We start from the raw sequence: 26,151 nt of genomic DNA, 5'->3' as shown, positions 1-26,151 counted from the left end.
ATTCCTTCTGTCTTATCCGGCCAGCGCATCGGCGATCTTTTGTGCCAGACGCGCGGCGACCATGTCTTTACCCATGCGCGGCCAGCTCTCGGCCCCTTCATCCGAGATCAGGACGACTGCATTTTCAGAACCACCCATAATGCCGGTTGCCGGGCTGACGTCATTTGCCACGATCCAGTCGCATCCCTTGCGGGCGCGCTTTGCCGTCGCATTGTCGATCACATCATCGGTTTCCGCTGCAAAGCCAACAACCAGATCAGGGCGACCCGCACCCATCTGCGAGACGCGTTTCAGGATGTCGGGATTCTCGGCGAACTCCAGCGACGGCAGACCATCGCGGCTTTTCTTCAGTTTCCGATCCGAAGCTGTGGCGACTTTCCAGTCGGCGACTGCGGCAGCAAAAACACCTGCTTTCACAGGGAGCGCCGCATCCACTGCGTCAGACATCTGTTGCGCGGTCTCAACCTGCACGACCTGCACGCCTTGGGGCGGTGGAACGTCGGCGGGACCTGTGACAAAAACCACCTCGGCCCCAAGCGCCGCCAAGGCGCGGGCAACGGCAGCCCCCTGCGCCCCGGATGAGCGGTTGGCGATGTAGCGTACCGGATCAATGGGTTCATGCGTCGGGCCGGAGGTCACAAGGATACGTTTACCCTTCAACGGCCCATCGGCCAATTGCGCCTCGACGGCGGCAACGATCTCTAGCGGTTCGGACATCCGGCCCGGGCCATATTCGCCACAGGCCATGTCGCCCTCGTTGGGTCCTACAAAGCGGATGCCGTCCTGCTGCAATTGTTTCAGATTGCGCTGGGTCGCCGGGTGGTCCCACATGCGCACATTCATGGCAGGCGCGCATAGAACCGGCGTGTCCGTGGCCATCAGCAGGGTCGAGGCCAGATCGTTAGCCAATCCTGCCGCCATCTTGCCCATCATATCTGCCGTAGCGGGGGCAACCACGATCAGGTCAGCCGAGCGTGACAGCTGGATATGCCCCATCTCGGCCTCATCGGTCAGGTCGAAGAGATCTCGATAGGCTTTCTGACCGGCGAGTGCGGAAACCGACAAAGGCGTCACGAACTCCTCAGCGGCGCGGGTTAACACGGGAGTGACTTCCGCGCCGCGCTCTTGCAGCCGTCGGATCAGATCGAGCGACTTATAGGCCGCAATGCCACCGCCGATGATCAGCAGAATGCGTTTGGATGCCAGCATGTTCAGCCCTTCCCCTCCCAGTCGGTCCTGACATTAGGCAAGGCTACCGGGTAGTTCCAGCGGTTAATTCTGCGTTTCAAACGCTTTGCAGGGGTCTTCACGCACGATTTCCGGGCTGTCGATTACCGCATCAAAGGTCCCGTCGATTACGCCGCCTTCGGATTGACCCAAAACAAAGACCTTCAGCCCCGGCTTCAGGCGCGACAAAAAGGTCGGGATGCCCCGGTCGGTTCTCGCGTGGCCATTGCCGGTGATCACGGCAATCGGACCATCGGTTTCCTCTTCCGCACGCAGGATCGCGCGGGTCAGTACAGCGTCTCGCAGACGTTGGATCGACACCATTTGCGGCAACATCTCGACAGGCAGAGCATCGCAATGGGCGGCCAGTTGATCCGCCTCGCGCGCGGCTTGATCTTCCGGCGACAGCGGAACGGTCAGGCCATACCGCGCGGCATCTGCACCAAGGGCTGTGGCCGCGCCCTTCTCCATCGCGGCGCGGGCGGCTGTACGTGGAACCATGGCGCCATAGACCGGAGCGTCCGAGGCTTGAAAGACTGGGTAGTACATACTCAGAGGGGGCCAGCCGGACTCGGCCCAGCGAAGGATCCGAGATAGTTCTTCGGGATTGGAGGCAGCGGTCTGCGCCAGACGCTGCGCGCCTTCTTCGGTGACCATTTCCCACACCACCGCGGACGGAGCGATCACGCCCAACGCCTCGGTCTGCACAAGGTGGTGACGCGGGTTGTCGTGGATTTCGCCAAGGATCACCACATCCGCATCCTGCATGGCTGTCAGGACATCCTCGGGGATCAACTCACCGGCTTGGACCGGGCGCACAGCGCTGACTGTAAACGACAGCACACACAACAGAATCGCAAATCTTGTCATGCGATGAAGTGTTGCACCTCGCGCGATTGGGCTTCAAGGTTCTTGCGCATCTTGGTGAAGGCCGCGGCCTCAAGCTGGCGTACGCGTTCCTTCGAAAGACCCAGCTCATTCCCCAAGCTTTCAAGGGTCCGGGCCGGTTCGCGCAGCTTACGTTCACGCACGATAAATCTTTCGCGGTCATTGAGGGATTGCATCGCCATCAGCAACCATTCGCGCAGCTGCTCGGTGTCGTGGCGATGTTCAACCGCTTCGGCGGCTTGTTCGCGGTCATCTTCCAGCGCATCAATCCACTCACGCCCATCTTCATCCGCTGACTGCACCGCGTTGAGCGAAAAATCCGAGCCGGAGAGACGCCCTTCCATCATCTCGACATCGCGCAAGGGCACACCGATTTCCGTGGCGATCATCTGGTGCAGCTGGTGACGATCCAGCTCTTGCCCCTCGGTGGCGGCTTCACGTTCCAACCGGGCCTGAACGCGGCGCATGTTGAAGAACAGAGATTTTTGGGATGAGGTCGAACCGGTCCGCACCATCGACCAGTTACGCATCACGTAATCCTGAATGCTGGCCTTGATCCACCACACTGCGTAGGTCGAGAACCGCACACCGCGATCCGGGTCAAACTTGTCTGCGGCTTTCATCAATCCAAGACCGGCCTCTTGGATCAGATCGTTCATAGGCGCACCGTAGCGCTTGAACTTCGCCGCCATCGAAATAGCTAGACGCATATAGGCAGTGATCAGTCGGTGTAGCGCTTGTTCGTCGCGATTGTCGCGCCACGCATAGGCCAGTTGCAATTCGGTTTCCGCGTCCAGCAATTCGGCCTTCATCGCTTTGCGGGACATCGAGAAATCGGATGCGTTGTCCAGTGCCATGAAACTCTCCCTTTTTGCAGGCATCAGCCGGGCTTGCCTTGCCGACTTAGGGTCGATACGCAGATCATCACCAAGTGGATCACCTGAAAGGTAAGAATTGTGACCGCCAATTTAACCTTTGTGCTGGGTGGGGCTGCATCAGGAAAGTCGGCCTATGCTGAACAACTGGTTGTATCCTCAGGGAAAAACCGGGTCTACCTTGCAACATCACAAGTGTTTGATGGCGAGATGCAGCAAAAGATCGATCGCCACATCGAACAACGCGGGTCCGGCTGGGAAACTGTCGAGGCGCCGCTGGACCTTGCCCCGGTTTTGGCGGAACTGAGCGCAGATCAAGCCTGCCTGATTGATTGCGCCACGATGTGGCTGACCAATCACCTGCTGGCCGAGAACGATCTGGGCCAGGCCCAAGCCCAACTGCTGAGCGCCCTGCGCAGCTGTCCAGCGCAGCTTGTGATCGTCTCGAATGAGGTTGGTCACGGCATCGTACCCGAAAACGCCCTCGCCCGCCGTTTCCGTGAAGCGCAGGGTCGGTTGAACATCGCGCTAGCAGCACAGGCGGACCTGGTGATTCAGGTCACGGCGGGGCTGCCGCTGGTTTTGAAGGGACACTTGCCATGACGCGTCTGCATCTGGTCCGCCACGGTCCTACCCATGCTAAAACGATGGTCGGCTGGTCCGATCTGCCCGCCGATCTGAGCGATCTGGCCGCGCTGCAGCGATTGCACGATCACATCCCAACGGACGCGCTTGTCGTCTCATCAGATCTGTCGCGCGCGGCGGATACGGCAACGGCGATCCAAGGCCAGCGCCTGCGCCTGCCCCACCACCCTGACCTGCGTGAGATCAACTTCGGCACTTGGGAACTGCGCGGTTTCGCCGAGATCGAAGCCGAAGACCCCGAGCTTGCCTTTGCCTATTGGGACAATCCCGGCGAAGTGCGCCCTCCGAACGGCGAAAGCTGGAACGAGGTCCGCGCACGGGTCGACAAAACCGTCGACGCGCTGATGGCCGCACATGAGGGCGCGGACCTGGTCATTGTTGCCCATTTCGGAGTGATCCTGACGCAAGTACAGCGCGCTTTGAATATTGAAGCGCAACAGGCGTTTTCACACCGGATCGACAACCTGTCGGTCACCCAGATCGCCCATCACGCGGGCGAATGGTCCGTCGACGCCATCAATCATCTTCCGTGATCCGGCAGGTCACAAATCACTGATTTACGAGCGCTTCCCGCTCCGTCATCCTTTGATCATGACCTATGATCTCTTTATCGGTGACCGCCTGTTTTCCAGCTGGTCCATGCGCGGCTGGTTGATGCTCGAGAAGTTCGGCCTGCCCTATCGCAGCCACTTGGTTGGCCTTTATTCCGGCACCATGGCCGCGGATTTGGAATCGCTCGCCCCGGCACGTCTGGTCCCTGCTCTGCGTCTGCCCAATGGTACGGTTGTGGGCGAAAGCCTCGCGATGGCCGAGACATTGGCTGAACGCCACCCCGCAGCTGACCTTTGGCCATCAGACCCAACCGCGCGCGCAACCGCCCGTTGGCTTTGCGCCGAAATGGTCGCGGGTTTTACCGCACTGCGCGGGGAATGCCCGATGCAGTTGGCGCATGTTTGGAAGGGTTTTCAGCCGTCGGCCGACACTTTGAAAGACCTCTCCCGGATTGAGACGCTTTGGGCGCATGCTCGGGCGATCTCGGGCGCGTCGGAGGGTCCGTTATTCGGAGCCTACTCGCTGGCCGATGTCTTCTATACCCCTGTCGCGGCTCGGATCATTGGATATGATCTGCCAGTTTCAGCCGAAAATCGCAGCTATTGCCTGAGCTTGCTGTCAGACACATCGGTCCGACAATGGCGCGCGATGGGGCAGACCGTTCAATACAATCCGTACCCCTACCCGGAATATTCCCCTTGGGCCCACTGGCCTGTTGGAGAACCGTCCAAGGCACGACCCGCCGACGACGGCCCCTCGGTCAACGCGCACTGCCCGTATTCCGGCGACCCGGTCACCGATTTCCTCGACCTCGACGGCCAGCGCTGGGGGTTCTGCAACACGTTTTGCCGCGACAAAACAGTCGCCGACCCGGGCGCATGGCCCAAATTCACCGCAATGCGCACAGCCGTTAACCATTCCTAAACCGCCGCCATGGCAGCAACGTCCTGTTAACCAAGAACAGGATTGCCATGGTTGCCCGCGCTCACACGGTTGCGTTTCAAGGGGTTGATGCCCGCCCGGTCGAGGTGCAATGCGCCGTCTCACCGGGCCTACCCGCCTTTTCAATCGTAGGTCTGCCGGACAAGGCGGTATCCGAAGCTCGCGATCGGGTGCGCAGCGCGCTTGGTTCCATGGCCATCGCCTTGCCGTCAAAACGCATCACCATCAACTTGTCCCCCGCCGACCTACCCAAGGAGGGCAGCCATTTCGACCTTCCCATCGCCGTCGCCCTCCTGTCCGCTTTGGAGATCATCCCGGCAGACGCGGCCGAGGGCACTGTTGCGTTAGGCGAATTATCCTTGGACGGATCGCTGGTTCCGGTCGTGGGTGCTTTGCCCGCCGCCATGACAGCGGCGGCCGAGGATCGCGCCCTGCTCTGCCCCCGCGCCTCAAGCGCCGAGGCTGCATGGGTAGACGCCACTCAGGTCATCGGGGCCGGTTCTTTGGGCGACGTGGTGCGCCATTTTTCGGGTCAGGCCCCATTGGCAGCGGCCATACCGGGCGAGGTCAGCCTGTCCTCCAACACCCGCGATCTGCGCGACGTCAAAGGACAGGAACGCGCCAAACGCGCGCTAGAGATCGCAGCGGCGGGACGGCACCACCTGATCATGATTGGCACGCCGGGATCGGGCAAATCCATGCTCGCAGCGCGCCTGCCCGGCATCCTGCCACCTTTGACCCCGGTCGAGGCGCTGGAAACATCGATGATCCAATCCCTCTGCGGACTATTGGACGAAGGCGGCATCAACCGGACGCGGCCCTTTCGCGAACCGCATCACACCGCCTCGATGGCGGCAATTGTCGGCGGCGGACGCGGAGCAAAACCCGGAGAGATCTCTTTGGCCCACAACGGGGTCCTGTTCATGGATGAGTTTCCTGAATTTCCCCGCACCGTTTTGGAGACCCTACGCCAACCGATCGAAACCGGAGAGGTCATGGTTGCCCGCGCCAACGCCCATGTGAAATACCCTTGCCGTTTCATGCTGGTCGCGGCAGCCAACCCGTGCAAATGCGGTTACCTGACCGACCCGTCCCGCGCTTGCTCCCGCGCACCGGGCTGTGGCGAAGACTACCTGAACCGCATCTCCGGCCCTTTGATGGACAGGTTCGATATGCGCATCGAAGTGCCTCCGGTCGCCTTCACTGATTTGGATCTGCCACCCTCTGGCGACAGTTCGGCCACCGTGGCTGCGCGTGTGGAGCAGGCACGTGCCGTTCAGAGCGCTCGGTTTGAAGGTCACGAGGGCGTACGCCAAAACGCTGATATCGAAGGCAAATTGCTGGAAGAGGTTGCCGCCCCGGATGCCGAGGGCAAAGAGCTTCTGCTCAAGGCCGCCGACCGGTTCGGCCTGTCAGCGCGCGCCTTTCACCGCATCCTACGGGTCGCGCGAACCATAGCCGACCTGAATAGTTCCGCTGATATCCGGCGACCGCACGTGGCCGAAGCGCTGAGTTTTCGGATCAGCGCACGGGTGATGGCTTAGATGTTCGCCTCAGTGTGTTGCGAGACCGATTGGGATACAAACTTCGGCGAAACTGACCATTGCCCTTCGCCCAAGATAAGTCCGACAGCTTACCGCTTGCGCCATGGTCAAGCGAGGAACTGGGCCTTCAGTGCGACCGTGCATTCCAGTGACCGGACCGCACCGAACACCTAGGCGTTGCCCCAAGCCTGTTGCGCTTAGACTTTGGCCTCGATCGCCTGCCAGATCATTTCGGCAATATTCTCACCGTTGAAACGCTCAAGTTCTTGAATGCCGGTGGGGGAGGTGACGTTGATCTCGGTCAGGTAATCTCCGATCACGTCGATCCCGACAAAAATCTGACCTTTTTCCTTTAGTAGAGGGCCAATGGCCGCGCAGATTTCGAGATCCCGCTCGGTCAAACCGATCTTTTCGGGTCGCCCGCCGACATGCATGTTGGATCGGGTCTCACCTTCGGCCGGGACGCGGTTGATGGCGCCTACCGGCTCTCCATCCACGAGAATCACACGTTTGTCGCCGTTCTTCACATCCGGCAGGAATTTCTGAACAATCAACGGCTCGCGCGAGAACCCTGTGAACAACTCATGTAGAGAGGTCAGGTTGCGGTCATTGGCATCCAACCGGAACACACCTGCGCCACCATTGCCATAGAGCGGTTTGAGGATGATGTCCTGATGCTTGTCCTTGAAGGCCTTGATGGTCTGCAAATCCCGCGCGATCGTGGTCGGAGGGGTCAATTCAGGGAAATCCAGAACCAGCAATTTTTCGGGGTAATTGCGCACCCAGAACGGGTCGTTGACCACCAGCGCCTGACCTTTCAACCGATCCAGCAGATGCGTCGAGGTGATGTAATGCATGTCGAAAGGCGGGTCCTGACGCAGCCACACCACGTCAAACTCCGCCAGATCAACTTCACGCTCGGGGCCGAGGACGGCGGGGTCTCCGGCAACGCGCTGAACCTGCATGTCTTGTCCCCGCGCGGTGATCCGCCCCTCCTGATAGGCCAATTGATCCGGCCCGTAGAAAAACAGCTCATGCCCGCGGGCCTGCGCCTCTTCCGCGAGGCGGAAAGAGCTGTCGGCATTGATATCCACGGCCCCGATCGGGTCCATTTGAAAGGCGATTTTCATGGCATGTCCCTCAACTTCACGCCAGATACATGGCGCAGCTGGCGGAGGGGTTCAATGGGGCTTAGGCCGGTCCGAAGGCGTTTTCGATGATTTGAACAGCGCCCGTGCCATCGACCAGCGCCGCATCGAAGCGAACATTCGTCAATTGCCCGCCCGGTTCATTTTCCAGAAACTGCGCCGCAGATGCACAGATGCGCTGGGTCTGCCGTGGGGTGATCCGAGCCGCGGCCATGTCGAAACTGGTGCTTTTCTTGACCTCGATGAATACCAGTCCTTCATCATCCCGCGCGATCAGATCAATCTCACCCCCTGCACCGTGCCAGCGTCTGTGAGCAATCGAGAATCCACGGCGTTCGTAGTCGGCTGCAACCCGCAATTCCGCAGATTGCCCCGCATGATAAGATACCGATCCTCGCACCGCACGCTGCGCCATGTCATCCCTTTCCCAGTTTGAGGGCCTGCTGGTAAATGGGGCGTCGTGGAAGGTCATACATCTTTGACACCAAATCCGCCGCATCCCGAACCGAATGGGTTTGCAAGGCCTGTTTCAAAGCCTCTTCTACGTCAGATTCGTTAACGCTTGGCGAATGGCTGCGATCAACCAGCAGAACGACCTCACCCTTGGGGTTTTGGTCTTGGTAAGCCTCTGCTAGGTCTTGCAAAGAGCCACGTCGGACTTCCTCAAACTTCTTCGTTAGCTCGCGGCACAAAGACGCCTGCCGGTCGGCGCCCAGGATGTCGGACAGATCTGACAGGCAACCCGCTACGCGCTTGGGTGATTCGTAGAACACCAGCGTTCCGGGAATATCCCGCAACGCCTCGATTCGGCTGCGACGAGCGCCAGACGCATTTGGCAAAAAACCCGCGAAAAAGAACGCATCCGTTGGCAGACCCGCCAGCGTCAGCGCCGTCAGCGCGGCGGACGGGCCCGGAGCGCAAGTGACGGTGTGCCCGGCCTCGGCCGCCTGCCGCCCTAAATCGTAGCCCGGATCGGCGATCAGCGGCATACCGGCCTCGGACGCATAGGCAACGGATTGCCCTGCCGCCAAAGCATCCATGATCTTGCCGCGCGCGCCTGCTCCGCTGTGGTCGTGATAGGCCTGAATGCGACGTCCGCCCAAGGGGATACCGTGGATTTCCATCAACCGACGCAAACTGCGGGTGTCTTCCGCTGCGATCATGTCAGCCGAGGCCAGCACATCCAACGCTCTGAGCGTAATATCGCGCGCCGTACCGATCGGAGTGGCAACAAAATACAGGCCCGCAGCCAAACTTATGTTTTGGAAATTCAAAGCTGGACCCTCACAGCGTGACGTTTATTATCGCGGCTCGATAGAACAACAGCGTCGCAAGCCGCCGGATCAGGGAGTTTTCTTTTAGATGTTTACCGTTTGCAAGTCCGTAAGCAAGTTGGCCAAAACCACGATTGCCCTGACCACTGCCGTTTTTCTGACCGCATGTGAAACCACTGGCGTCGGCGGAGGCCCCTCGATCAACACCTCGGAACCGGTGCCCGTTGCGCTTCTGGTTCCGCGCGGATCGGGCCAGTCCGGCGACGCGGCGCTGGCGCAAAGCCTTGAAAATGCAGCACGTCTGGCGATGTCGGACCTGCCGAACGCCCAGATTGACTTGCGCGTCTATGATACGGCGGGCAATGCGAGTAATGCTTCAGCAGCGGCACAGCAAGCTGTTGCCGATGGGGCCAAGATTATAATTGGTCCATTCTATTCTCAGGCTGCCAACGCCGCAGGCCTCGCGGTGCTCGACAAAAACGTCAATGTGTTGTCCTTCTCGAACAACGCCAACATCGCAGGAGGCAATGTATTTGTCCTAGGCTATACATTTGAGAATACGGCCAATCGCCTAGTCAACTATGCCGGGCGCCAGGGTAAGACCGGGACCGTAATCGTTCATAGCAACGATGCGGCCGGACAAGTAGGACAATCCGCAATTTCAACCGCTTTGGCAAATAGTCGAGTAACGAATGCAGGCTCGATCGGCTATAACCGTTCGCAGCAAGGCGTGATAAACGTGGTGCCCTCGGTAAAGGCGGCTGTGGATTCATCCGGCGCGGATTCGATCTTTCTGACCGCGACGACTGCCGGGGCGCTGCCGTTGTTTACGCAACTTCTGCCCGAGGCCGGTGTGTCGCCGTCGACAACCCAGTTCATCGGCCTAACTCGGTGGGATATCCCGGCACAGACGCTGGAACTGCCGGGCGTTCAGGGGGGCTGGTTCGCCCTGCCAGATCCGGTCAAGGCGCAAGGCTATCGCCAGCGCTATAACGCAACCTATGGCGAGGCACCGCATCCTTTCAGCGGGCTTGCCTATGACGGCATCGCGACGATCGGAACGCTTGTCAGCCAGAGCAAATCGAACGCTCTGACTGGGGCTGCGCTGACTCAGAATGCCGGTTTTCAGGGCGTTGGCGGCATCTTCCGCCTGCGCTCGGACGGTACCAATGAACGCGGTCTGGCGGTTGCCACGATCCAGAACAAACAGGTTGTTGTGATTGACCCTGCCCCTCAAAGCTTCTCAGGGGCCGGTTTCTGACCAGCCTCACCTGACCGCAGTGCCTGAAAACTCACTTATCTGCCCACCCGAAGATATTTTCGACAGCGCCCGCGTTGACGCTCAGCTTGCTGCGGCGTTCGAGGCGGGCACTGACAACTCCGCGCTGCGCGCCGAAACGGTGCGTATTCTGCGTGAGGCGCAAAAGGCCGGGCGCGCCGCCATTGCCGAGGCCTTTGCCGCCCAGCCCTTTGACGCGCGCCCTCTGACCCGGTCCTATACCTACCTCACGGATTGTCTGGTCGGTACTGCGATGCGGGTCGCCAGCGAGCATCTGCACCCTCTGGCCACCCCGACGCAGGGGGAACGCATCGCTGTTCTGGCGGTCGGCGGCTATGGGCGCGGTGAGATGGCACCCGCATCAGACGTCGATCTGCTGTTCCTGACGCCCTATAAAATCACCGCCTGGGCCGAGAGCGTGATTGAATCCATGCTCTATATCCTATGGGATCTGCGCTTGAAGGTCGGCCATTCCTCACGCACCATCAAGGATTGCCTGCGTTTGGGGACCGAAGATTTCACCATCCGCACCGCGATGCTAGAACAGCGCTATCTGGCTGGTGATACGAATCTTGCCAAGGAACTGGACCAACGCCTCAAGGCCGATCTGTTCAAGGGAACCGAGCGCGAGTTCATCGAGGCCAAGCTGCAGGAACGCGACGAGCGCCACCTCAAGCAGGGCCAGCGCTACGTGGTCGAGCCCAATGTGAAAGAGGGCAAAGGCGGGCTGCGCGATCTGCAGTCGCTCTACTGGATCGCGAAATACATCTACGGCGTGCAAGACGTGGCCGAGCTGGTCCCGCTGGGCCTGTTCACACCGGATGAATTCAAGACCTTTGTCGAGGCCGAGAATTTCCTCTGGGCCGTACGCTCGCACCTGCATCTGGTCACGGGGCGCCCGACCGAGCAGCTGACCTTCGACATGCAGGTCGAGGTTGCGGCGCGCATGGGCTATGAAGATCGGGCCGGGCGGCGGGCCGTCGAAGTGTTCATGCAGCGCTATTTCCGCCATGCCACCAGCGTTGGGGAGTTGACGCGGATCTTCCTGACCAAGCTGGAAGCCCTGCATATGAAAGGCGCTCCGCTGCTGGAGAGGATTTTCCGCCGCCGCCCTCGGGTCAAAGCCGGGTACAGCGTGGTTCACGGGCGTCTGGACATTGCCGATCCGGATACATTCCTGACCGACAAGCTGAACATGTTGCGCCTGTTCGAGGAAGGCCTGCGCACGGGCATGCTGATCCATCCGGATGCTATGCGGCTGGTCACGGCCAATCTGCACCTGATCGACGAAGATATGCGCAACGATAAGGAAGCCCAGCGCATCTTCCTCGACCTGATGCTGAAACACGGCAACCCGGAACGCGCCCTGCGCCGGATGAACGAACTTGGGGTGCTATCGGCCTTCATACCCGAGTTCGAACCCATCGTGGCGATGATGCAGTTCAATATGTATCACAGCTACACCGTGGACGAGCATATCATCCAGTGCATCGTCAACCTCGCCCAGATCGAACGCAGAGAGCTGGTTGAATCCCTGCCTCTGGCGTCCTCGATCCTTGAAGGGGGCGTGAACCGCAAGGTCCTCTATGTTGCGCTGCTGTTGCACGACATCGCCAAGGGACGGCCCGAAGATCACTCGATCCTAGGGGCACAAATCGCGCGGAAAGTGGCACCCAGGCTGGGACTGAACAAATCCGACGCCGAAACCGTCGAATGGCTGGTGCGCTATCACCTTCTGATGTCGGACATGGCGCAAAAACGCGATATCTCGGACCCTCGGACCGTGCGGGATTTTGCCAAGGCTGTGCAAACGGTCAAACGACTGGATCTGCTGACCGTGCTGACCGTCTGTGACATTCGCGGTGTCGGGCCTAATACCTGGAACAACTGGAAGGCCACGTTGCTGCGCGCGCTGCATGCGGAAACCAAACGTGCCTTGGAAACGGGCATGGAGGATCTGAACCGTGCCAATCGCGGGGCCGAGGCCAAGAAACTGCTGCGCTCCGAACTGGCCGAATGGTCCAAGGCCGATCTGAAGACGGAAACCGGGCGGCACTATGCCCCGTATTGGCAGGGCCTGAACGTCTCGACCCACGTGGAATTTGCCGAGATGTTACGGGCGCTGGAACACAGCGGCGATCCCGGCGCGATGGAGATCCGCCTGCACCCGGACGAGGATCGCGACGCCACCCGCGCCTGCTTTGCCATGGGCGATCACCCCGGTATCTTTGCGCGGATCGCGGGGGCCTTGGCCTTGGTGGGTGCCAATGTCGTGGATGCCCGAAGCTACACCACCAAGGACGGCTACGTCACGGATGCGTTCTGGATACAGGATGCCGAAGGCCACCCGTTCGAAGCCAGCCGTCTGCCGCGTCTGACCCAGATGATCCACAAAACGCTGAAGGGCGAGGTCGTGGCCCGCGAGGCGCTGAAATCGCGCGACAAGATCAAGAAACGCGAACGCGCTTTCAATGTGCCAACCCATATCACCTTCGACAATGACGGGTCCGAGATCTACACGATCATCGAGGTTGATACCCGCGACCGACCCGGCTTGCTTTATGACCTGACGCGCACGCTGGCAGCGGCCAATGTCTATATCGCCAATGCCGTGATCGCCACCTATGGCGAGCAGGTCGTTGATACCTTCTACGTCAAGGACATGTTCGGGCTTAAATACCACTCGGAAAGCAAACAGCGCGGGCTTGAGGCCAAACTGCGCAAAGCCATCACCGAGGGCGCCGAGCGCGCGGCGTCATGAAGCAGATCCGGCTGTTTTCCGGCTTCTTCACGGTCGGCTTCTGGACTTTGGCGAGCCGCATTCTGGGCTTTCTGCGTGAGATCCTGTTGACCGCGTTCATCGGCCCCGGACCAGTGATGGATGCCTTTGTCGCGGCTTTCCGTCTGCCCAACATGTTCCGCCGTTTCTTTGCTGAAGGCGCATTCAACGCAGCTTTCGTACCGATGTTTTCCAAGCGGCTAGAGGGCGGCGAGAACGCGCAAGGGTTCGCGCAAGACGCTTTCAACCTGTTGGTCGCCGCAGTATTGGCCCTGGTCGGGCTGGCGATGGTGTTCATGCCCGGCCTCGTCTGGCTGACGGCCGAGGGGTTTTACGGCGATGTACGCTTTGATCTGGCGGTCGACTATGGCTATGTCGTCTTCCCCTACATTCTGTTCATGTCGCTGGCGGCGCTGTTTTCGGGCGTTCTGAATGCAACCGGGCGATTTGCAGCCGCCGCCGCAGCGCCGGTTCTTCTGAACATCTTCGCCTGCACCGCTCTGATCGCTGGCGCGATATCCGGAGGTGAGGTCATTCGCTGGCTCATCGCCGTGATCCCTGTGGCAGGTGTGGCGCAGTTGGCGCTGGTCTGGTTCGCCACCGAACGCGCCGGTATCCGCATACGTTTTGGTTTGCCACACCTGACGCCCGAGATGCGGAATATGGTCCGCATCGCCGTGCCCGCCGCCTTGGCCATGGGCGTGACGCAAGTTAATCTGGTCGTAGGGCAACTCGTGGCCTCAAAGACCGAGAAAGCTGTCAGCTGGTTATTTGCTGCAGATCGTCTGTATCAGCTGCCTCTTGGCGTCGTCGGGATTGCTATAGGAATCGTGCTGCTACCAGACCTGTCTCGCCGCTTGCGCGCAGATGACAAAGTGGGCGCGCGCAATGCGTTTTCGCGGGCTGGAGAGTTCATGCTGCTGCTTACGTTACCCTCGACTGTGGCCTTCCTGACTATACCGAACCCTCTGGTCTCGGTCCTGTTCCAGCGGGGCCAGTTCACCGCTGAGGACACAGCCGCCACAGCCCTGGCCGTTGCGATCTATGGCATCGGCCTACCCGCATTCATGCTGCAGAAGCTGCTGCAACCATTGTATTTTGCGCGCGAGAATACGCGGTCGCCGTTCCACTATGCTTTGGTGGCAATGATCATCAACGCGGCGCTTGCTTTTGGCCTATACCCGATTTTCGGATGGATTGCCCCTGCCATCGCAGCCTCTGCCGCTGGCTGGGCCATGGTTGGCCTGCTGGCCTTTGGCGCGCGGAATATGGGCGACGAGACCCGGTTCGACGACCGCTTCCGGCGGCGCGCGGGTCGGATTACCTTGGCATCGGTCGGGATGGGCGCGGTGTTGTTTGCCGCCATTCAACTGTTCGGCTGGACGCTTGAGGTGCCCGGGTGGCGCTATCTGGCTCTGCTTGCGCTGATCATGGTTGCAGCGGTCAGCTACTTCGCATTCGGCCACCTGTTGGGGGCGTTCAAACTGTCCGAGTTCAAAACGGCCCTGCGCCGGTCTTGATCACTCACGCCGGATGCGGCCCTTGATCCGCGCCCAACCACCCGGTGCCAGAAAGAAGGATAGGCCGAACCCGGTAGCAAAACCGCCCAGATCGGCTATCCAGTCCGGTGCCCCTCCAAAAATCAATCGAAACAGAAACTGAATACCCATCAGAACCGCGATCAGCTGAAACGCCTTTGCCTGATTCTCGCCCACCAATGACAGCTTGCGCCACAGCAGCCATGTGAACGCGCCGATCAGTCCGTAGACGGGTGGAAACCCGCCTACCAGAAACGCGCCGGGCGCCAGGATCAACGCATAGACAACCGCGGCACCGACGCCGGACAGCACGAAGATCAGCAGCATTGCCACGCTGCCAAAGACTTCGGCGACCATTTTGCCCATCGCCAGAACGAAGACGCAGACAAAGACAGATTGCGTGAAGTTGACTGAGACAAACGGGTAGGTGATCAGGCGCATCAAATACTCGGCCCGCCACTGCCCCGTTTGCAACATCCAATCAAACTGGCTGACAAAGAACGAATAGCTGTCCCTCGCTTGCGTGCGCCAGCCGATGGCTTCCGGCCCGCCGATCAGGCCACGCTCACCAAAGGTAAATGCCATCTCGATCCCCATGATGAACAGAACCAAGGCCACCACGACAGGCGGCAGAGGGTTCACGGCGGGTGTATAATGCTCACTGCTCATTGGGCTGGCCTTTCGCGGCTGTTGACGTCCCTTGGCGTCATGGGTAAGCGACGAGGGCTGATTTTTCCAGACGGGAGTTCCCTTCGATGACCCAGACCCAATTCACGCCGCGCGTGTTTTCCGGCATCCAGCCTTCGGGCGGGCTGACCTTGGGCAACTATCTGGGCGCGATGAAGCGCTTTGTGGATATGCAGGGGCCAGAGTTCGAAACCATCTATTGCATGGTCGACCTGCATGCGATCACCGTCTGGCAGGACCCCGCCGCCCTGTCACACAACACGCGCGAACTCTGCGCGGGCTATATCGCGGCGGGCATCGACCCGGAACAATCCATTCTGTTCAACCAAAGCCAGGTGCCCGAACATGCGCAACTGGCGTGGATCTTCAACTGCGTCGCCCGGATGGGCTGGATGCAGCGCATGACCCAATGGAAGGACAAGGCGGGCAAGAACACGCAAAACGCCTCGCTGGGTCTGTTTGCCTATCCGGCGCTGATGGCTGCGGACATCCTGATCTATCACGCGACCCATGTGCCGGTGGGGGAAGATCAGAAACAGCATCTTGAGCTGACGCGCGACATCGCGATCAAATTCAACAACGATTTCGGCGTCGATTTCTTCCCGGTCACCGAACCTGTGATTGAAGGGGCAGCCACGCGAGTCATGAGCCTTCGTGACGGCTCCAAAAAGATGTCCAAGTCTGACCCGTCAGACATGAGCCGCATCAACATGACCGACGATGCCGACACGATCGCCAAGAAAATCCGCAAGGCCAAAACCGACCCGGATGCCCTGCCATCGGAAGTCGACGGTTTGGAAGATCGCCCCGAGGCGCGCAATCTGGTCAATATCTACGCCGCGCTCAGCGACAGCTCGGCCGCGCAAGTGCTGGCCGAGGTTGGCGGCAAGCAGTTCGGTGAGTTCAAACCGATGCTCGCGGAACTGGCGGTCGAAAAGCTGTCTCCGATCTCGTCCGAGATGGCCCGCCTGATGGGCGAGCAGTCCGAGATTGACCAGATCCTGGCCCGTGGTGCGGAAAAGGCGCGCGCGATTGCCGCCCCGATCCTGAAACAAACCTACGAGATTGTGGGCATGGTCGGCGCAGCCTCGCGCTGATTGCACTGGACCTTCGCCTGACGCCCTCCTAGGTTTGCCGAAAGCTGAGGGAGGGCGCTATGGCAGTCGGCAAGAATATCCGCACCTATTTCGAAGGCCAATGGCATGAAGGGGACGCTCCGATCATGCGGGCGGCGGATCATGGATCGTGGCTGGGGTCCTCGGTTTTTGATGGCGCGCGCTACTTTGACGGCATGGCTCCTGACCTGCTGGCCCATTGCGCCCGCGTGAACCGTTCCGCCGAGGCTTTGATGCTGAACCCGACCGTGACGCCGGAACAGATGGTCGATCTGGTGCGCGAGGGGCTGCAAGCCTATAGCCCGGATCAGGCTGTCTATATTCGCCCGATGTATTGGGGCATCCACGGAGACGTCACAGCCATCGTGCCCCAGAAAGACAGCACCGGTTTCGCCATCTGTCTCGAAGAGATCCCAATGGCGCCCGAGACGACCTCGGTCACGTTGACGACCACCCGATTCCGCCGTCCGGTACTGGAATCCGCCGTGGTGAATGCCAAGGCCGGGTGTCTCTACCCGAACAACGCCCGGATGCTGACTGAGGCGCGCTCCAAAGGGTTCTCGAACGCGCTGGTCGCCGACGCGATGGGCAATGTGGCCGAGACCGCCACCGCCAATATCTTCATGGCCAAAGACGGTGAGGTCTTTACCCCCATGCCCAACGGCACCTTTCTGGCCGGGATCACCCGCGCAAGGCACATCAAGAACCTGCGCGCCGATGGTGTCACCGTACATGAGTCCGTCCTCAGCTTTGATGATTTCCATGCGGCGGATGAGGTGTTCATGTCCGGCAACATGAACAAGGTGACGCCTGTGACCGCTCTGGACGACACGCAATATCAGGTTGGCCCTATCGCCCGCCGCGCCCGCGCGCTCTACTGGGATTGGGCAGCAAGCGAGCGCTAGGGATTTACCCGAGTTGCCAGCACGCTATCGGTCGGGCATGATCCCAGAAAATCAAGAGGACCCAAATGCGCAAGTTTCTCGTCATTCTGGATGACAGCCGCGAATGCCTGAACGCCATGCGTTTTGCCGCGATGCGGGCCGCGCATACCGGCGGCGGCGTGACAATTCTATCCGTGATCCCGCCGGATGAATTCAATCACTGGATCGGTGTGGCCGAAACCATGCGCGAAGAGGCCCGCGAACGTATCCACGCCCATTTCGAAGTCTTCGCCAAATGGATGCGCGACAAGCAGAGCGTTGAGCCTGAATTGGCCATTCGCGAAGGCGATCCCGTGGCACAGATCATCGAACACGTACAGTCCGACCCCGAGATTGGGGTTCTGGTTCTGGGCGCTGGCACCGACAAGAAAGGGCCGGGTCCCCTGGTGACTCAACTAACCAAGAACTCGGGCAGCATGCCGATCCCGATCACCATCGTACCGGGCGATCTGAGCAAGGAAAAACTGGAAGAGATCACCTGAGGCACCATGGCAGCACCCGTTCAGATCTGGTTCGAATTCGCCTCAACCTATTCTTATCTCAGCGCGATGCGGATCGAGCAGCTGGCCGCTGACAAGGGTGTTTCCATCGACTGGCAGCCCTTTCTTTTGGGGCCTATCTTTGCCGAACAGGGCTGGAATACCTCTCCATTCACGATCTACCCCGCCAAGGGCCGCTACATGTGGCGCGATATGGAGCGTTTATGCGCCGCGCGCGCGCTGCCGTTTCAGCGCCCCTATCCGTTTCCGCAGAATTCTTTGACGGCTGCGCGTTTGGCCGTCGCCATCGAGGCCCAGGACCAGCGGGCCGCGTTTGCCCGTGCCGTCTACATGGCTGAGTTCGGCGAGGGCCGCGATATCTCGGCCGCATCGACACTGACAGACTGCCTTGCAGCCGCAGGTCTGCCCGCCGGTTTTATGGACAAGTCTCAAGACCCGCAGGTCAAAGCGGCGCTCTTTGCTCAATCCAGCCGCGCCAAAGAACTCGATTTGTTCGGAGCACCCAGTTTTGTTGTCGGGGATGAGGTTTTCTGGGGTGATGACCGGTTGGTTGACGCAATAAACCACGCTGTCTCAATTTAGAACGGTTCCAAATCTTGACTTCCACGGCAGCTGCCCGCATATCAGATGCAACGAAAACGGAGCTGCCTCATGTTCATTCAGACCGAATCCACCCCGAACCCGGCAACCTTGAAGTTCCTGCCCGGCCAGACGGTGCTTGAGGCAGGCACAGCTGACTTCCCATCCGCAGAAGCAGCCGAAAAATCGCCCCTCGCCCAGCGCATCTTTGCGGTCAGCGGCGTGACCGGCGTGTTCTTTGGCAATGACTTTGTCACCGTCACGAAAGCGGATGACGTCGATTGGGACCACATCAAGCCAAGCATCCTCGGCGCAGTGATGGAGCATTACCAATCCGGCCAGCCCGTCATGGGGGCCGAGGCGGCACCCGCATCCGGCCATGCCGAACATACCGGCGAGGATTCGGAAATCGTTGATCAGATCAAGGATCTGCTGGACAGCCGTGTGCGCCCTGCGGTGGCTCAGGACGGTGGCGACATCACCTTCCACGGCTTTGACCGCGGCGTGGTCTACCTGCACATGCAAGGGGCCTGCGCGGGCTGCCCGTCCTCGACCCTGACCCTGAAAATGGGGATCGAGAACCTACTGCGCCACTACATCCCCGAAGTGACCGAGGTTCGCCCCGTTGCCGTCTGAACCGACCCTTCTGGCATTTGACACATCGGCCGCGCGTTGCGCGGCCGCTTTGTTGCGTGGCTCTGAAATTGTCGTCACGCGGGCCGAGGCCATGTCACGCGGGCAAGCCGAACGCCTGATGCCCTTGCTGGAGGAGGTTCTGTCTGAGGCCGGTCTTGGCTGGAAAGACCTGGACGCCATTGGTGTTGGCGTAGGACCGGGAAACTTCACCGGCATTCGAATCTCGGTCTCGGCAGCGCGTGGGCTTGCATTGGGTCTGAACATCCCCGCCGTCGGCGTTTCAGGTTTTGACGCCTTGGCCGAGATCACGCCCGACGGCCACCTGCCTGCGATCTCGGCCCCGCGCGATCAGGTCTATGTGCAGACCTCAGAAGGCCCACGCCTGATGCCTCGGGCAGAGGCCGAGGGGCTTGGCCCCCTCTTCACTGCCACGGACCCAAACGCGCATGTTCAGGCCATCGCCCATGTCGCGGAGCGCCGATACGGCACGGAAACGGAACCACCCGCACCGCTCTACATTCGTCCCGCGGATGCGGCGCCTTCTCGCGACCTCCCTCCCGTGCTGCTGGACGAATGACCCCGGAAGACATGGCCCTGACCCACGCTGCGGCCTTCACGCAGGCGCGCCCGTGGACGGCTGCCGAGTTCGAAGACCTGCTGCAAAACCGCTTCACCCATGTTGTCGGAGACCCCACCTCCTTTGCCCTGTTTCAGGTCATCGCGGGCGAGGCCGAGTTGCTGACCATCGCGACTCACCCCCTGTATCAGCGTCAGGGGTTGGCAGCAGCCTGCATGAAAAACTGGCACGCGGTTGCGGCTGAACTGGGCGCGGTGCGCGCGATTCTTGACGTGGCGGCAGACAATGGGGCCGCTATCGCGCTCTATGAACGCTTCGGATACAGCCCCTGCGGGCGGCGAAAAGGCTATTATACACGCGATTTCGTCTCAAATTGCGATGCAATTGTGATGGAACGCGCCCTGCCTTGAATAAACTCGCCATTTTTTAGACCAACTGGTCAAAAATCAGTTGACCCCACCTGTTGCATACGGCCTTAATTCCCGTCATCACAACGGTTATGCTCGCTATAGGTGGGTAAACGAGGCTAGTTTAACCTCGAACCGACAAAAACAACGGGAGTACCAAATGACCCTGATGAAATCCTTGATGGGCGCTGCCGCCGCCGTCGCTCTGACCGCAGGTGCCGCACTGGCCGAACCGGCCCTGATCTTTGACCTGGGTGGCAAGTTCGACAAGTCGTTCAACGAAGCCGCACATAACGGCGCACAGCGTTGGGCCAACGAAACCGGCGGCACCTATCGCGAGATCGAGCTTCAGTCGGAAGCACAGCGTGAACAGGCCTTGCGCCGTTTCGCCGAGGCTGGCGCGAACCCGGTGATCACCATGGGCTTTGCCATGGCCGATCCGCTGTCTGCCGTTGCTGGCGACTATCCTGACACCAAGTTCGTCGCGGTTGACGTCACCTGGCTGGACGCCCCGAACATCCGTCAGATCGGCTTTGCCGAGCACGAAGGCTCGTACCTCGTTGGTATGATGGCCGCGATGGCGTCGGAATCGGGCACTGTCGGCTTCATCGGCGGAATGGATATCCCGCTGATCCGCCACTTTGGGTGCGGCTATGCGCAAGGCGCCAAGGCTGTGAACCCTGACATCAACGTTGTTGCCAACATGACCGGCACAACCCCTGCCGCGTGGAACGACCCGGTTAAAGGGTCCGAGCTGACCAAGGCGCAGATCAGCCAGGGCGCTGACGTCATCTACGCCGCTGCAGGCGGCACCGGTGTTGGTGTTCTGCAGACCGCAGCGGATGAAGGCATCCTGTCGATCGGCGTGGACAGCAACCAGAACCACCTGCACCCGGGCAAAGTTCTGACCTCGATGCTCAAGCGCGTGGACGTGGCCGTCTATGACGCGATGAAAGCGGGTGAAAACCTCGAAACCGGTGTGTTCGCCATGGGTCTGGCCGAGGAAGGCGTTGGCGTCGCGATGGACGACAACAATGCGTCGCTGGTGTCTGATGACATGAAAGCAGCCGTCGATCAGGCGCGTGACGACATCATCGCGGGCAACGTGACTGTCGTCAGCTACTACGACAACGACAGCTGCCCCGCACTGCAGTTCTGATACAATGGCTGGGCGGGGGTTTCTCCGCCTCGCCATCCACTCTGCCGCGAACCGCGCGGCCCTTCGGCAACCCAAGGACAAGACATGACAGTCCCCGCCATTGAGCTCAAAGGGATTTCCAAAGCCTTTGGGCCAGTTCAGGCCAACAAAGACATTTCCATCAGCGTCGCCCCCGGCACGATCCATGGGATCATCGGTGAAAACGGTGCGGGCAAATCCACGCTGATGAGCATTCTCTACGGCTTCTACAAGGCCGACAAAGGTGAGATCTGGATTAACGGATCAAAAACCGACATCCCGGACAGTCAGGCGGCCATCGCCTCGGGGATCGGGATGGTTTTTCAGCATTTCAAACTGGTCGAGAATTTCACCGTTCTGGAAAACATCGTTCTGGGCGCTGAAGATGGCGGGTTGCTGGCCCCATCTCTGGCCAAGGCCCGGAAAGAGCTGAAAGCGCTGGAAGAAGAATACGAGCTGTTCGTCGACCCCGACAAGCGCATCGATGAAATCGGCGTGGGCATGCAGCAACGGGTCGAGATCCTCAAGGCGCTGTATCGCAAGGCCGAGATCCTGATCCTCGACGAACCCACCGGCGTTTTGACCCCGGCCGAGGCCGACCAGCTGTTCCGCATCCTCGATCGTCTTCGGGCCGAAGGGAAAACGATCATCGTGATCACGCACAAGCTGCGCGAGATCATGGAGAACACCGATACCGTCTCGGTCATGCGGCGCGGAGAGATGACAGCCACGGTCAAAACGTCTGAGACCAGCCCGGAGCATCTGGCCGAGCTGATGGTGGGCCGCAAGGTCCTTCTACAGGTCGACAAGGTACCCGCGCAGCCCGGAAAACCCATTCTTGAGGTCCAAGACCTGCGCGTGTTCGATGCGGCGGGTGTTGAACGTGTCAAAGGCATCGACCTGACCGTCCGCGCCGGTGAGATCGTCGGCATCGCAGGCGTCGCGGGCAACGGCCAGTCGGAACTGTTGGAGGTTCTGGGCGGAATGCGCCCCGGTCAGGGGTCGATCAAGCTGAACGGTACGCCGCTTCCCCTCAGCGGGGCTGGGTCTGACGGTCAGGCGCGTCGCGCGCAGCACATCGCGCATGTACCGGAAGACCGTCAGCGCGAAGGTCTGATCATGGATTTCCATGCCTGGGAAAACGTTGCCTTCGGCTATCACCGTGACCCGGCTTACAAGCGCGGCCTGTTCATGGACAACGCCGCCCTGCGCGCGGACACCGAAGCCAAGATCGAGAAATTCGATGTGCGTCCCCCGAATGGCTGGCTGACCGCCAAAAGCTTTTCCGGAGGCAACCAGCAAAAGATCGTCGTCGCGCGTGAGATTGAGCGGAACCCAGACCTGCTGCTCGTCGGCCAACCGACCCGTGGCGTCGACATTGGCGCGATCGAATTCATTCACAAACAAATCGTGGCCCTGCGCGACCAAGGCAAAGCGATACTGCTGGTCTCGGTCGAGCTGGAGGAGATTTTCTCGCTCTCGGACCGGATCGCCGTGATGTTTGACGGACATATCATGGGTGAGCGTCTACCCCATGAGACAGATGAAAAAGAACTGGGCCTGCTGATGGCCGGTGTTGCGGGAGAGGCCGCGTAAGATGGAAAAAATGCCCAAATGGGCCGACGTCGTGCTGATCCCCATCATCAGCCTGGTGTTGGCCACGATCCTGTCGGCGCTGGTGATCCTCGCCATCGGAGAGAACCCGGTTGAGGCCGTGAACCTGATGGTCACAGGCGCGCTGGGGTCGACCTATGGCTGGGGCTATACGCTCTACTACGCGACCAACTTCATGTTCACCGGGCTCGCGGTGGCCGTGGCCTTCCACGCGCGGCTGTTCAACATCGGCGGCGAAGGTCAGGCGATGCTGGGCGGCCTTGGAGTGGCGATGGTGTGCCTCTACATCCCTTGGCCGCATTGGAGCATCGCTCTGATCGCTGCAGGTTTGGGGGCCGCTGTATTTGGCGCGGCATGGGCCGCAATCCCGGCTTACCTGCAGGCCAAACGCGGCAGCCACATAGTGATCACCACGATCATGTTCAACTTTATCGCAGCCGCCTTCCTGAACTACATGCTGGTCAATGTCATGCGCCCGCAAGGCTCTCAGGACCCGGCGACCGCGCGCTTCCCCGAGGCGGTTCACCTGCCGACCTTCCAATCCATGTTCTCAACCGCCGAAAACGTGATGTTCCGTGGCGCACCGGCCAATATTTCGTTCTTCGTGGCGATCATCGCCTGTCTTGTGGTCTGGGCGCTGATCTGGCGCACCCGGTTGGGATATGAAATCCGGGCCTATGGTCATTCAGAGACCGGTGCCGTCTATGCCGGGATCTCGCCGGTTCGCATCACCATCATCGCCATGTTGATCTCGGGCGGGCTAGCCGGTCTGATGGCCATCAACAACGTGATGGGTGAGGCAGAGCGACTGGTTCTGAACTCAACCGAAGGCGCGGGTTTCATTGGGATCGCTGTGGCGCTGATGGGCCGTTCTCACCCGTTCGGCGTGTTCCTCGCGGCGCTTCTGTTCGGCTTCCTGTATCAAGGCGGTGCCGAGCTGGCCTTGTGGACATCCATCCCGCGTGAGCTGATCGTCGTCATTCAGGCGCTGGTGATCCTGTTTACCGGAGCGTTGGACAATATGGTGCGGATGCCGCTTGAAAAGCTGTTCCTTGCCCTGCGGAAGGAGCCTCAGTGATGGATTCGTTCGTAACACTGATCCAGGTCCTCGATTCCACCGTCCGCCTGGCGACGCCTTTGCTGCTGGCCTGCCTGGCAGGCCTCTATTCCGAACGCGCAGGGATTTTCGACATTGGGCTTGAGGGCAAAATGCTAATCTCGGCCTTCTTCTCGGCGGCTGTGGCGGCGGTGACCGGCTCGGTCTGGTTGGGATTGCTCGCGGGTATCGCGTCGTCTCTGGTTTTGTCGGCACTACACGGCGTAGCGTCGATCACGTTCCGAGGCAATCAGCTGATCTCGGGCGTGGCGATCAACTTCCTAGCCTCGGGCCTGACGGTTCTGATCGCACAAAGCTGGTTCCAGCAAGGCGGGCGGACCCCATCGCTGTTCGGCCAAGGCCGGTTTGAGCCGATCAACTTCCCCTTCGCCGAAGCGCTGAGTGAGGTGCCCTTCATCGGCCCGATCTACTCTGAGCTGCTGTCCGGCCATTCGATCCTTGTCTATATCGCCTTCCTGATGGTGCCTGCGACGTGGTGGATCCTTTATCGCACCCGGTTCGGGTTGCGGTTACGCGCGGTGGGCGAAAACCCGGCGGCCGTGGATACTGCCGGTGTCTCGGTTGTCGGCCTGCGCTTTGCGGCTGTCGCCATTTGCGGCGTGCTCTGCGGTATCGCCGGAGCCTATCTTGCAACCGCTCTTCAGGCCGGGTTCGTCAAGGAAATGACCGCCGGACGCGGGTTCATCGCGCTGGCGGCGCTGATCTTTGCGAAATGGCGGCCCTGGCACGCGATGTGGGCCTGTTTGCTGTTTGGTCTGCTTCAGGCCATCGCGCTGCGGTTCCAGAACATCGATCTGGGCGGCATCGTGATCCCTGTGCAGGTGATGGACGCCCTGCCCTATATCCTGACCGTGGTGATTCTTGCGGGCTTCGTTGGCAAGGCAGTTCCGCCCCGCGCCGGCGGCGAGCCCTACGTGAAAGAACGCTGATAAGTCCAGTTCAGGGCCAATTCTGGGTCCTGTTCGCTGCAGAGCGGCATGCAGAGTTGATTTTGCATGCCGCAACCGCTCTAAGAGGGTATGTGCGTGTTTCCTCTGATAGAAAAGAGTGCAAACCTCCTCTCGTATTTGCCAAAGACGGGTGGTAGGCCTGTGACCGCAGCGCCCGATATTCAGGCTGCACGCATTTCCGATGCCGGCGGGTCCACCGCTTTGCACAGCCGAACTCAATACGACTAGAGCATGCCATGCAAATTTACCTTCCGATTGCCGAAGTCTCCGTAAACGCCTTTCTACTGCTTGGGCTCGGAGGCATGGTCGGCATTCTGTCGGGCATGTTCGGAGTCGGCGGTGGGTTCCTCATGACGCCGCTTCTGTTCTTTATCGGCATCCCTCCGGCGGTTGCCGTCGCGACCGAGGCCAACCAGATCGTCGCCTCGTCCTTCTCGGGCGTTCTGGCGCATTTTAGGCGAAGGACGGTCGATTTCAGGATGGGCACGGTGCTTTTGATCGGCGGTCTCATCGGGGCTGGGCTTGGCGTCGTCGTGTTCAACTACCTCAAGAGCTTGGGTCAGGTCGATCTGCTGGTAACGCTGTGCTACGTCGTCTTCCTTGGCGTGATCGGCAGCCTGATGTTCATCGAAAGCCTGCGCGCCTTGCGCAAGGCCAAGAAAGGCGGGGCAGCACCTGCCAAGCGCCGTCAGCGCGGCTGGGTCCATGCGATGCCCTTCAAGATGCGATTTCGCACCTCGGGCCTGTATATCTCGGTCATTCCACCGGTTCTGGTCGGGCTTTGCGTGGGCGTTCTGTCTGCGATCATGGGCGTCGGCGGCGGCTTCATCATGGTGCCTGCCATGATCTACCTGCTGGGCATGCCCACCAAGGTTGTGGTCGGGACATCCCTGTTCCAGATTATTTTCGTAACCGCCTTCACCACAATGCTGCACGCCACCACGAACTACACCGTGGACGTGGTTCTGGCCGTGCTGCTTCTGGTCGGTGGCGTTATCGGCGCTCAGATCGGAACCGTGATCGGCGCCCGGATGCCAGCCGAACAATTGCGGGTTTTGCTGGCCGCGCTGGTGCTGGTCGTCTGTGGCAAGCTGGCGCTTGATCTGCTTCTGGAACCGTCCGAGCTGTATTCGCTTGGCGCCAGCGGGGGGCACTGA

26 protein-coding genes are annotated in these 26,151 nt (G+C 60.2%); 19 read left to right on the top strand and 7 right to left on the bottom strand.

Going from position 1 to position 26,151, the window contains the following annotated elements:
* Positions 1-12: 12 nt before the first annotated feature.
* The 3 genes from coaBC to J7394_RS08625 all read right to left on the bottom strand — a co-directional run bounded on the left by coaBC (position 13) and on the right by J7394_RS08625 (position 2,972).
* The gene (gene coaBC / locus J7394_RS08635) at positions 13-1,209 is read right to left on the bottom strand and encodes a bifunctional phosphopantothenoylcysteine decarboxylase/phosphopantothenate--cysteine ligase CoaBC (protein ID WP_209252360.1); all 1,197 of its coding nucleotides are present in this window, start codon (positions 1,207-1,209) and stop codon (positions 13-15) included.
* Between the two features lie 63 nt (positions 1,210-1,272).
* On the bottom strand, positions 1,273-2,097 hold the full coding sequence (locus J7394_RS08630; RefSeq protein WP_209252359.1) for a ChaN family lipoprotein: 825 nt from the start codon (positions 2,095-2,097) through the stop codon (positions 1,273-1,275).
* Positions 2,094-2,972 (bottom strand): RNA polymerase factor sigma-32, encoded by an 879-nt coding sequence (locus J7394_RS08625; protein ID WP_170378887.1) that lies wholly within the window; start codon positions 2,970-2,972, stop codon positions 2,094-2,096. Before J7394_RS08625 ends, J7394_RS08630 begins: the two co-directional genes overlap by 4 nt.
* 99 nt (positions 2,973-3,071) lie before the next feature.
* On the opposite strand from J7394_RS08625, the gene cobU reads away from it, so the two are divergent.
* From cobU to J7394_RS08605, 4 genes are read left to right on the top strand one after another with little or no spacing between them, the layout of a single operon-like run.
* On the top strand, positions 3,072-3,593 hold the full coding sequence (gene cobU, locus J7394_RS08620; protein WP_209252358.1) for a bifunctional adenosylcobinamide kinase/adenosylcobinamide-phosphate guanylyltransferase: 522 nt from the start codon (positions 3,072-3,074) through the stop codon (positions 3,591-3,593).
* Positions 3,590-4,168 carry a histidine phosphatase family protein gene (locus J7394_RS08615; protein ID WP_209252357.1) on the top strand — a complete coding sequence of 193 codons (579 nt, stop codon included), beginning with the start codon at positions 3,590-3,592 and terminating at the stop codon, positions 4,166-4,168. Before cobU ends, J7394_RS08615 begins: the two co-directional genes overlap by 4 nt.
* 58 nt (positions 4,169-4,226) lie before the next feature.
* Positions 4,227-5,111, top strand: a complete 885-nt coding sequence (locus J7394_RS08610) for a glutathione S-transferase (RefSeq protein WP_209252356.1) — start codon at positions 4,227-4,229, stop codon at positions 5,109-5,111.
* 47 nt (positions 5,112-5,158) lie between these two features.
* Positions 5,159-6,673 (top strand): YifB family Mg chelatase-like AAA ATPase, encoded by a 1,515-nt coding sequence (locus J7394_RS08605; protein ID WP_209252355.1) that lies wholly within the window; start codon positions 5,159-5,161, stop codon positions 6,671-6,673.
* A gap of 197 nt (positions 6,674-6,870) precedes the next feature.
* On the opposite strand, the gene gshB is transcribed toward J7394_RS08605, so the two are convergent.
* From gshB to rsmI, 3 genes are all read right to left on the bottom strand, one after another.
* Positions 6,871-7,803, bottom strand: coding sequence for a glutathione synthase (gshB, locus tag J7394_RS08600; protein ID WP_209252353.1), 933 nt, complete (start codon positions 7,801-7,803; stop codon positions 6,871-6,873).
* Positions 7,804-7,864: 61 nt separating this feature from the next.
* A complete protein-coding gene (locus J7394_RS08595; protein WP_209252352.1) occupies positions 7,865-8,236 on the bottom strand; it encodes a YraN family protein in 372 nt (123 codons plus the stop codon).
* Position 8,237: 1 nt separating this feature from the next.
* On the bottom strand, positions 8,238-9,095 hold the full coding sequence (gene rsmI, locus J7394_RS08590; protein WP_209252351.1) for a 16S rRNA (cytidine(1402)-2'-O)-methyltransferase: 858 nt from the start codon (positions 9,093-9,095) through the stop codon (positions 8,238-8,240).
* A gap of 88 nt (positions 9,096-9,183) precedes the next feature.
* Between rsmI and J7394_RS08585 the strand changes: the two genes are divergently transcribed.
* The 3 genes from J7394_RS08585 to murJ are packed head-to-tail and all read left to right on the top strand — an operon-like array spanning position 9,184 to position 14,673.
* Positions 9,184-10,356 (top strand): penicillin-binding protein activator, encoded by a 1,173-nt coding sequence (locus tag J7394_RS08585; RefSeq protein ID WP_209252350.1) that lies wholly within the window; start codon positions 9,184-9,186, stop codon positions 10,354-10,356.
* The gene (locus J7394_RS08580) at positions 10,316-13,135 is read left to right on the top strand and encodes a [protein-PII] uridylyltransferase (RefSeq protein ID WP_209252349.1); all 2,820 of its coding nucleotides are present in this window, start codon (positions 10,316-10,318) and stop codon (positions 13,133-13,135) included. Before J7394_RS08585 ends, J7394_RS08580 begins: the two co-directional genes overlap by 41 nt.
* Positions 13,132-14,673 (top strand): murein biosynthesis integral membrane protein MurJ, encoded by a 1,542-nt coding sequence (murJ, locus tag J7394_RS08575; RefSeq protein WP_209252348.1) that lies wholly within the window; start codon positions 13,132-13,134, stop codon positions 14,671-14,673. Before J7394_RS08580 ends, murJ begins: the two co-directional genes overlap by 4 nt.
* Here murJ and J7394_RS08570 read toward each other — a convergent pair whose 3' ends face one another.
* On the bottom strand, positions 14,674-15,360 hold the full coding sequence (locus J7394_RS08570) for a rhomboid family intramembrane serine protease (RefSeq protein WP_209252346.1): 687 nt from the start codon (positions 15,358-15,360) through the stop codon (positions 14,674-14,676). It lies immediately after the preceding gene.
* A gap of 86 nt (positions 15,361-15,446) precedes the next feature.
* On the opposite strand from J7394_RS08570, the gene trpS reads away from it, so the two are divergent.
* From trpS to J7394_RS08510, 12 genes are all read left to right on the top strand, one after another.
* Positions 15,447-16,475, top strand: a complete 1,029-nt coding sequence (trpS, locus tag J7394_RS08565) for a tryptophan--tRNA ligase (RefSeq protein WP_170528442.1) — start codon at positions 15,447-15,449, stop codon at positions 16,473-16,475.
* Between the two features lie 59 nt (positions 16,476-16,534).
* Complete coding sequence (locus J7394_RS08560) at positions 16,535-17,398, top strand: branched-chain amino acid aminotransferase (RefSeq protein WP_209252344.1); 864 nt, start codon at positions 16,535-16,537, stop codon at positions 17,396-17,398.
* A 65-nt stretch (positions 17,399-17,463) separates the two neighbouring features.
* Positions 17,464-17,919 (top strand): universal stress protein, encoded by a 456-nt coding sequence (locus J7394_RS08555; RefSeq protein ID WP_170378913.1) that lies wholly within the window; start codon positions 17,464-17,466, stop codon positions 17,917-17,919.
* A 6-nt stretch (positions 17,920-17,925) separates the two neighbouring features.
* Positions 17,926-18,519, top strand: coding sequence for a 2-hydroxychromene-2-carboxylate isomerase (locus tag J7394_RS08550; RefSeq protein WP_209252342.1), 594 nt, complete (start codon positions 17,926-17,928; stop codon positions 18,517-18,519).
* Between the two features lie 69 nt (positions 18,520-18,588).
* Positions 18,589-19,152, top strand: coding sequence for a NifU family protein (locus J7394_RS08545; RefSeq protein WP_170462695.1), 564 nt, complete (start codon positions 18,589-18,591; stop codon positions 19,150-19,152).
* Positions 19,142-19,729 (top strand): tRNA (adenosine(37)-N6)-threonylcarbamoyltransferase complex dimerization subunit type 1 TsaB, encoded by a 588-nt coding sequence (tsaB, locus tag J7394_RS08540; protein ID WP_209252340.1) that lies wholly within the window; start codon positions 19,142-19,144, stop codon positions 19,727-19,729. The genes J7394_RS08545 and tsaB overlap by 11 nt, the downstream gene beginning before the upstream one ends.
* On the top strand, positions 19,726-20,139 hold the full coding sequence (locus tag J7394_RS08535; RefSeq protein ID WP_209252338.1) for a GNAT family N-acetyltransferase: 414 nt from the start codon (positions 19,726-19,728) through the stop codon (positions 20,137-20,139). The genes tsaB and J7394_RS08535 overlap by 4 nt, the downstream gene beginning before the upstream one ends.
* Positions 20,140-20,296: 157 nt before the next feature.
* Positions 20,297-21,295, top strand: coding sequence for a BMP family protein (locus tag J7394_RS08530; RefSeq protein WP_170490884.1), 999 nt, complete (start codon positions 20,297-20,299; stop codon positions 21,293-21,295).
* A gap of 84 nt (positions 21,296-21,379) precedes the next feature.
* A complete protein-coding gene (locus tag J7394_RS08525) occupies positions 21,380-22,909 on the top strand; it encodes an ABC transporter ATP-binding protein (RefSeq protein ID WP_209252336.1) in 1,530 nt (509 codons plus the stop codon).
* Position 22,910: 1 nt separating this feature from the next.
* Entirely contained in the window at positions 22,911-24,005 is a 1,095-nt protein-coding gene (locus tag J7394_RS08520; protein ID WP_209252334.1) for an ABC transporter permease, read from the top strand.
* Entirely contained in the window at positions 24,005-24,973 is a 969-nt protein-coding gene (locus J7394_RS08515) for an ABC transporter permease (protein ID WP_209252332.1), read from the top strand. The genes J7394_RS08520 and J7394_RS08515 overlap by 1 nt, the downstream gene beginning before the upstream one ends.
* 257 nt (positions 24,974-25,230) lie before the next feature.
* Positions 25,231-26,151 (top strand): sulfite exporter TauE/SafE family protein, encoded by a 921-nt coding sequence (locus tag J7394_RS08510; RefSeq protein ID WP_209252331.1) that lies wholly within the window; start codon positions 25,231-25,233, stop codon positions 26,149-26,151.

The organism is Ruegeria sp. R13_0 (genome assembly GCF_017743995.1).
Taxonomy (GTDB): domain Bacteria; phylum Pseudomonadota; class Alphaproteobacteria; order Rhodobacterales; family Rhodobacteraceae; genus Ruegeria.
Note: the sequence above shows the minus strand (reverse complement) of the source record. Positions and strands in the feature narration are given on the sequence as shown.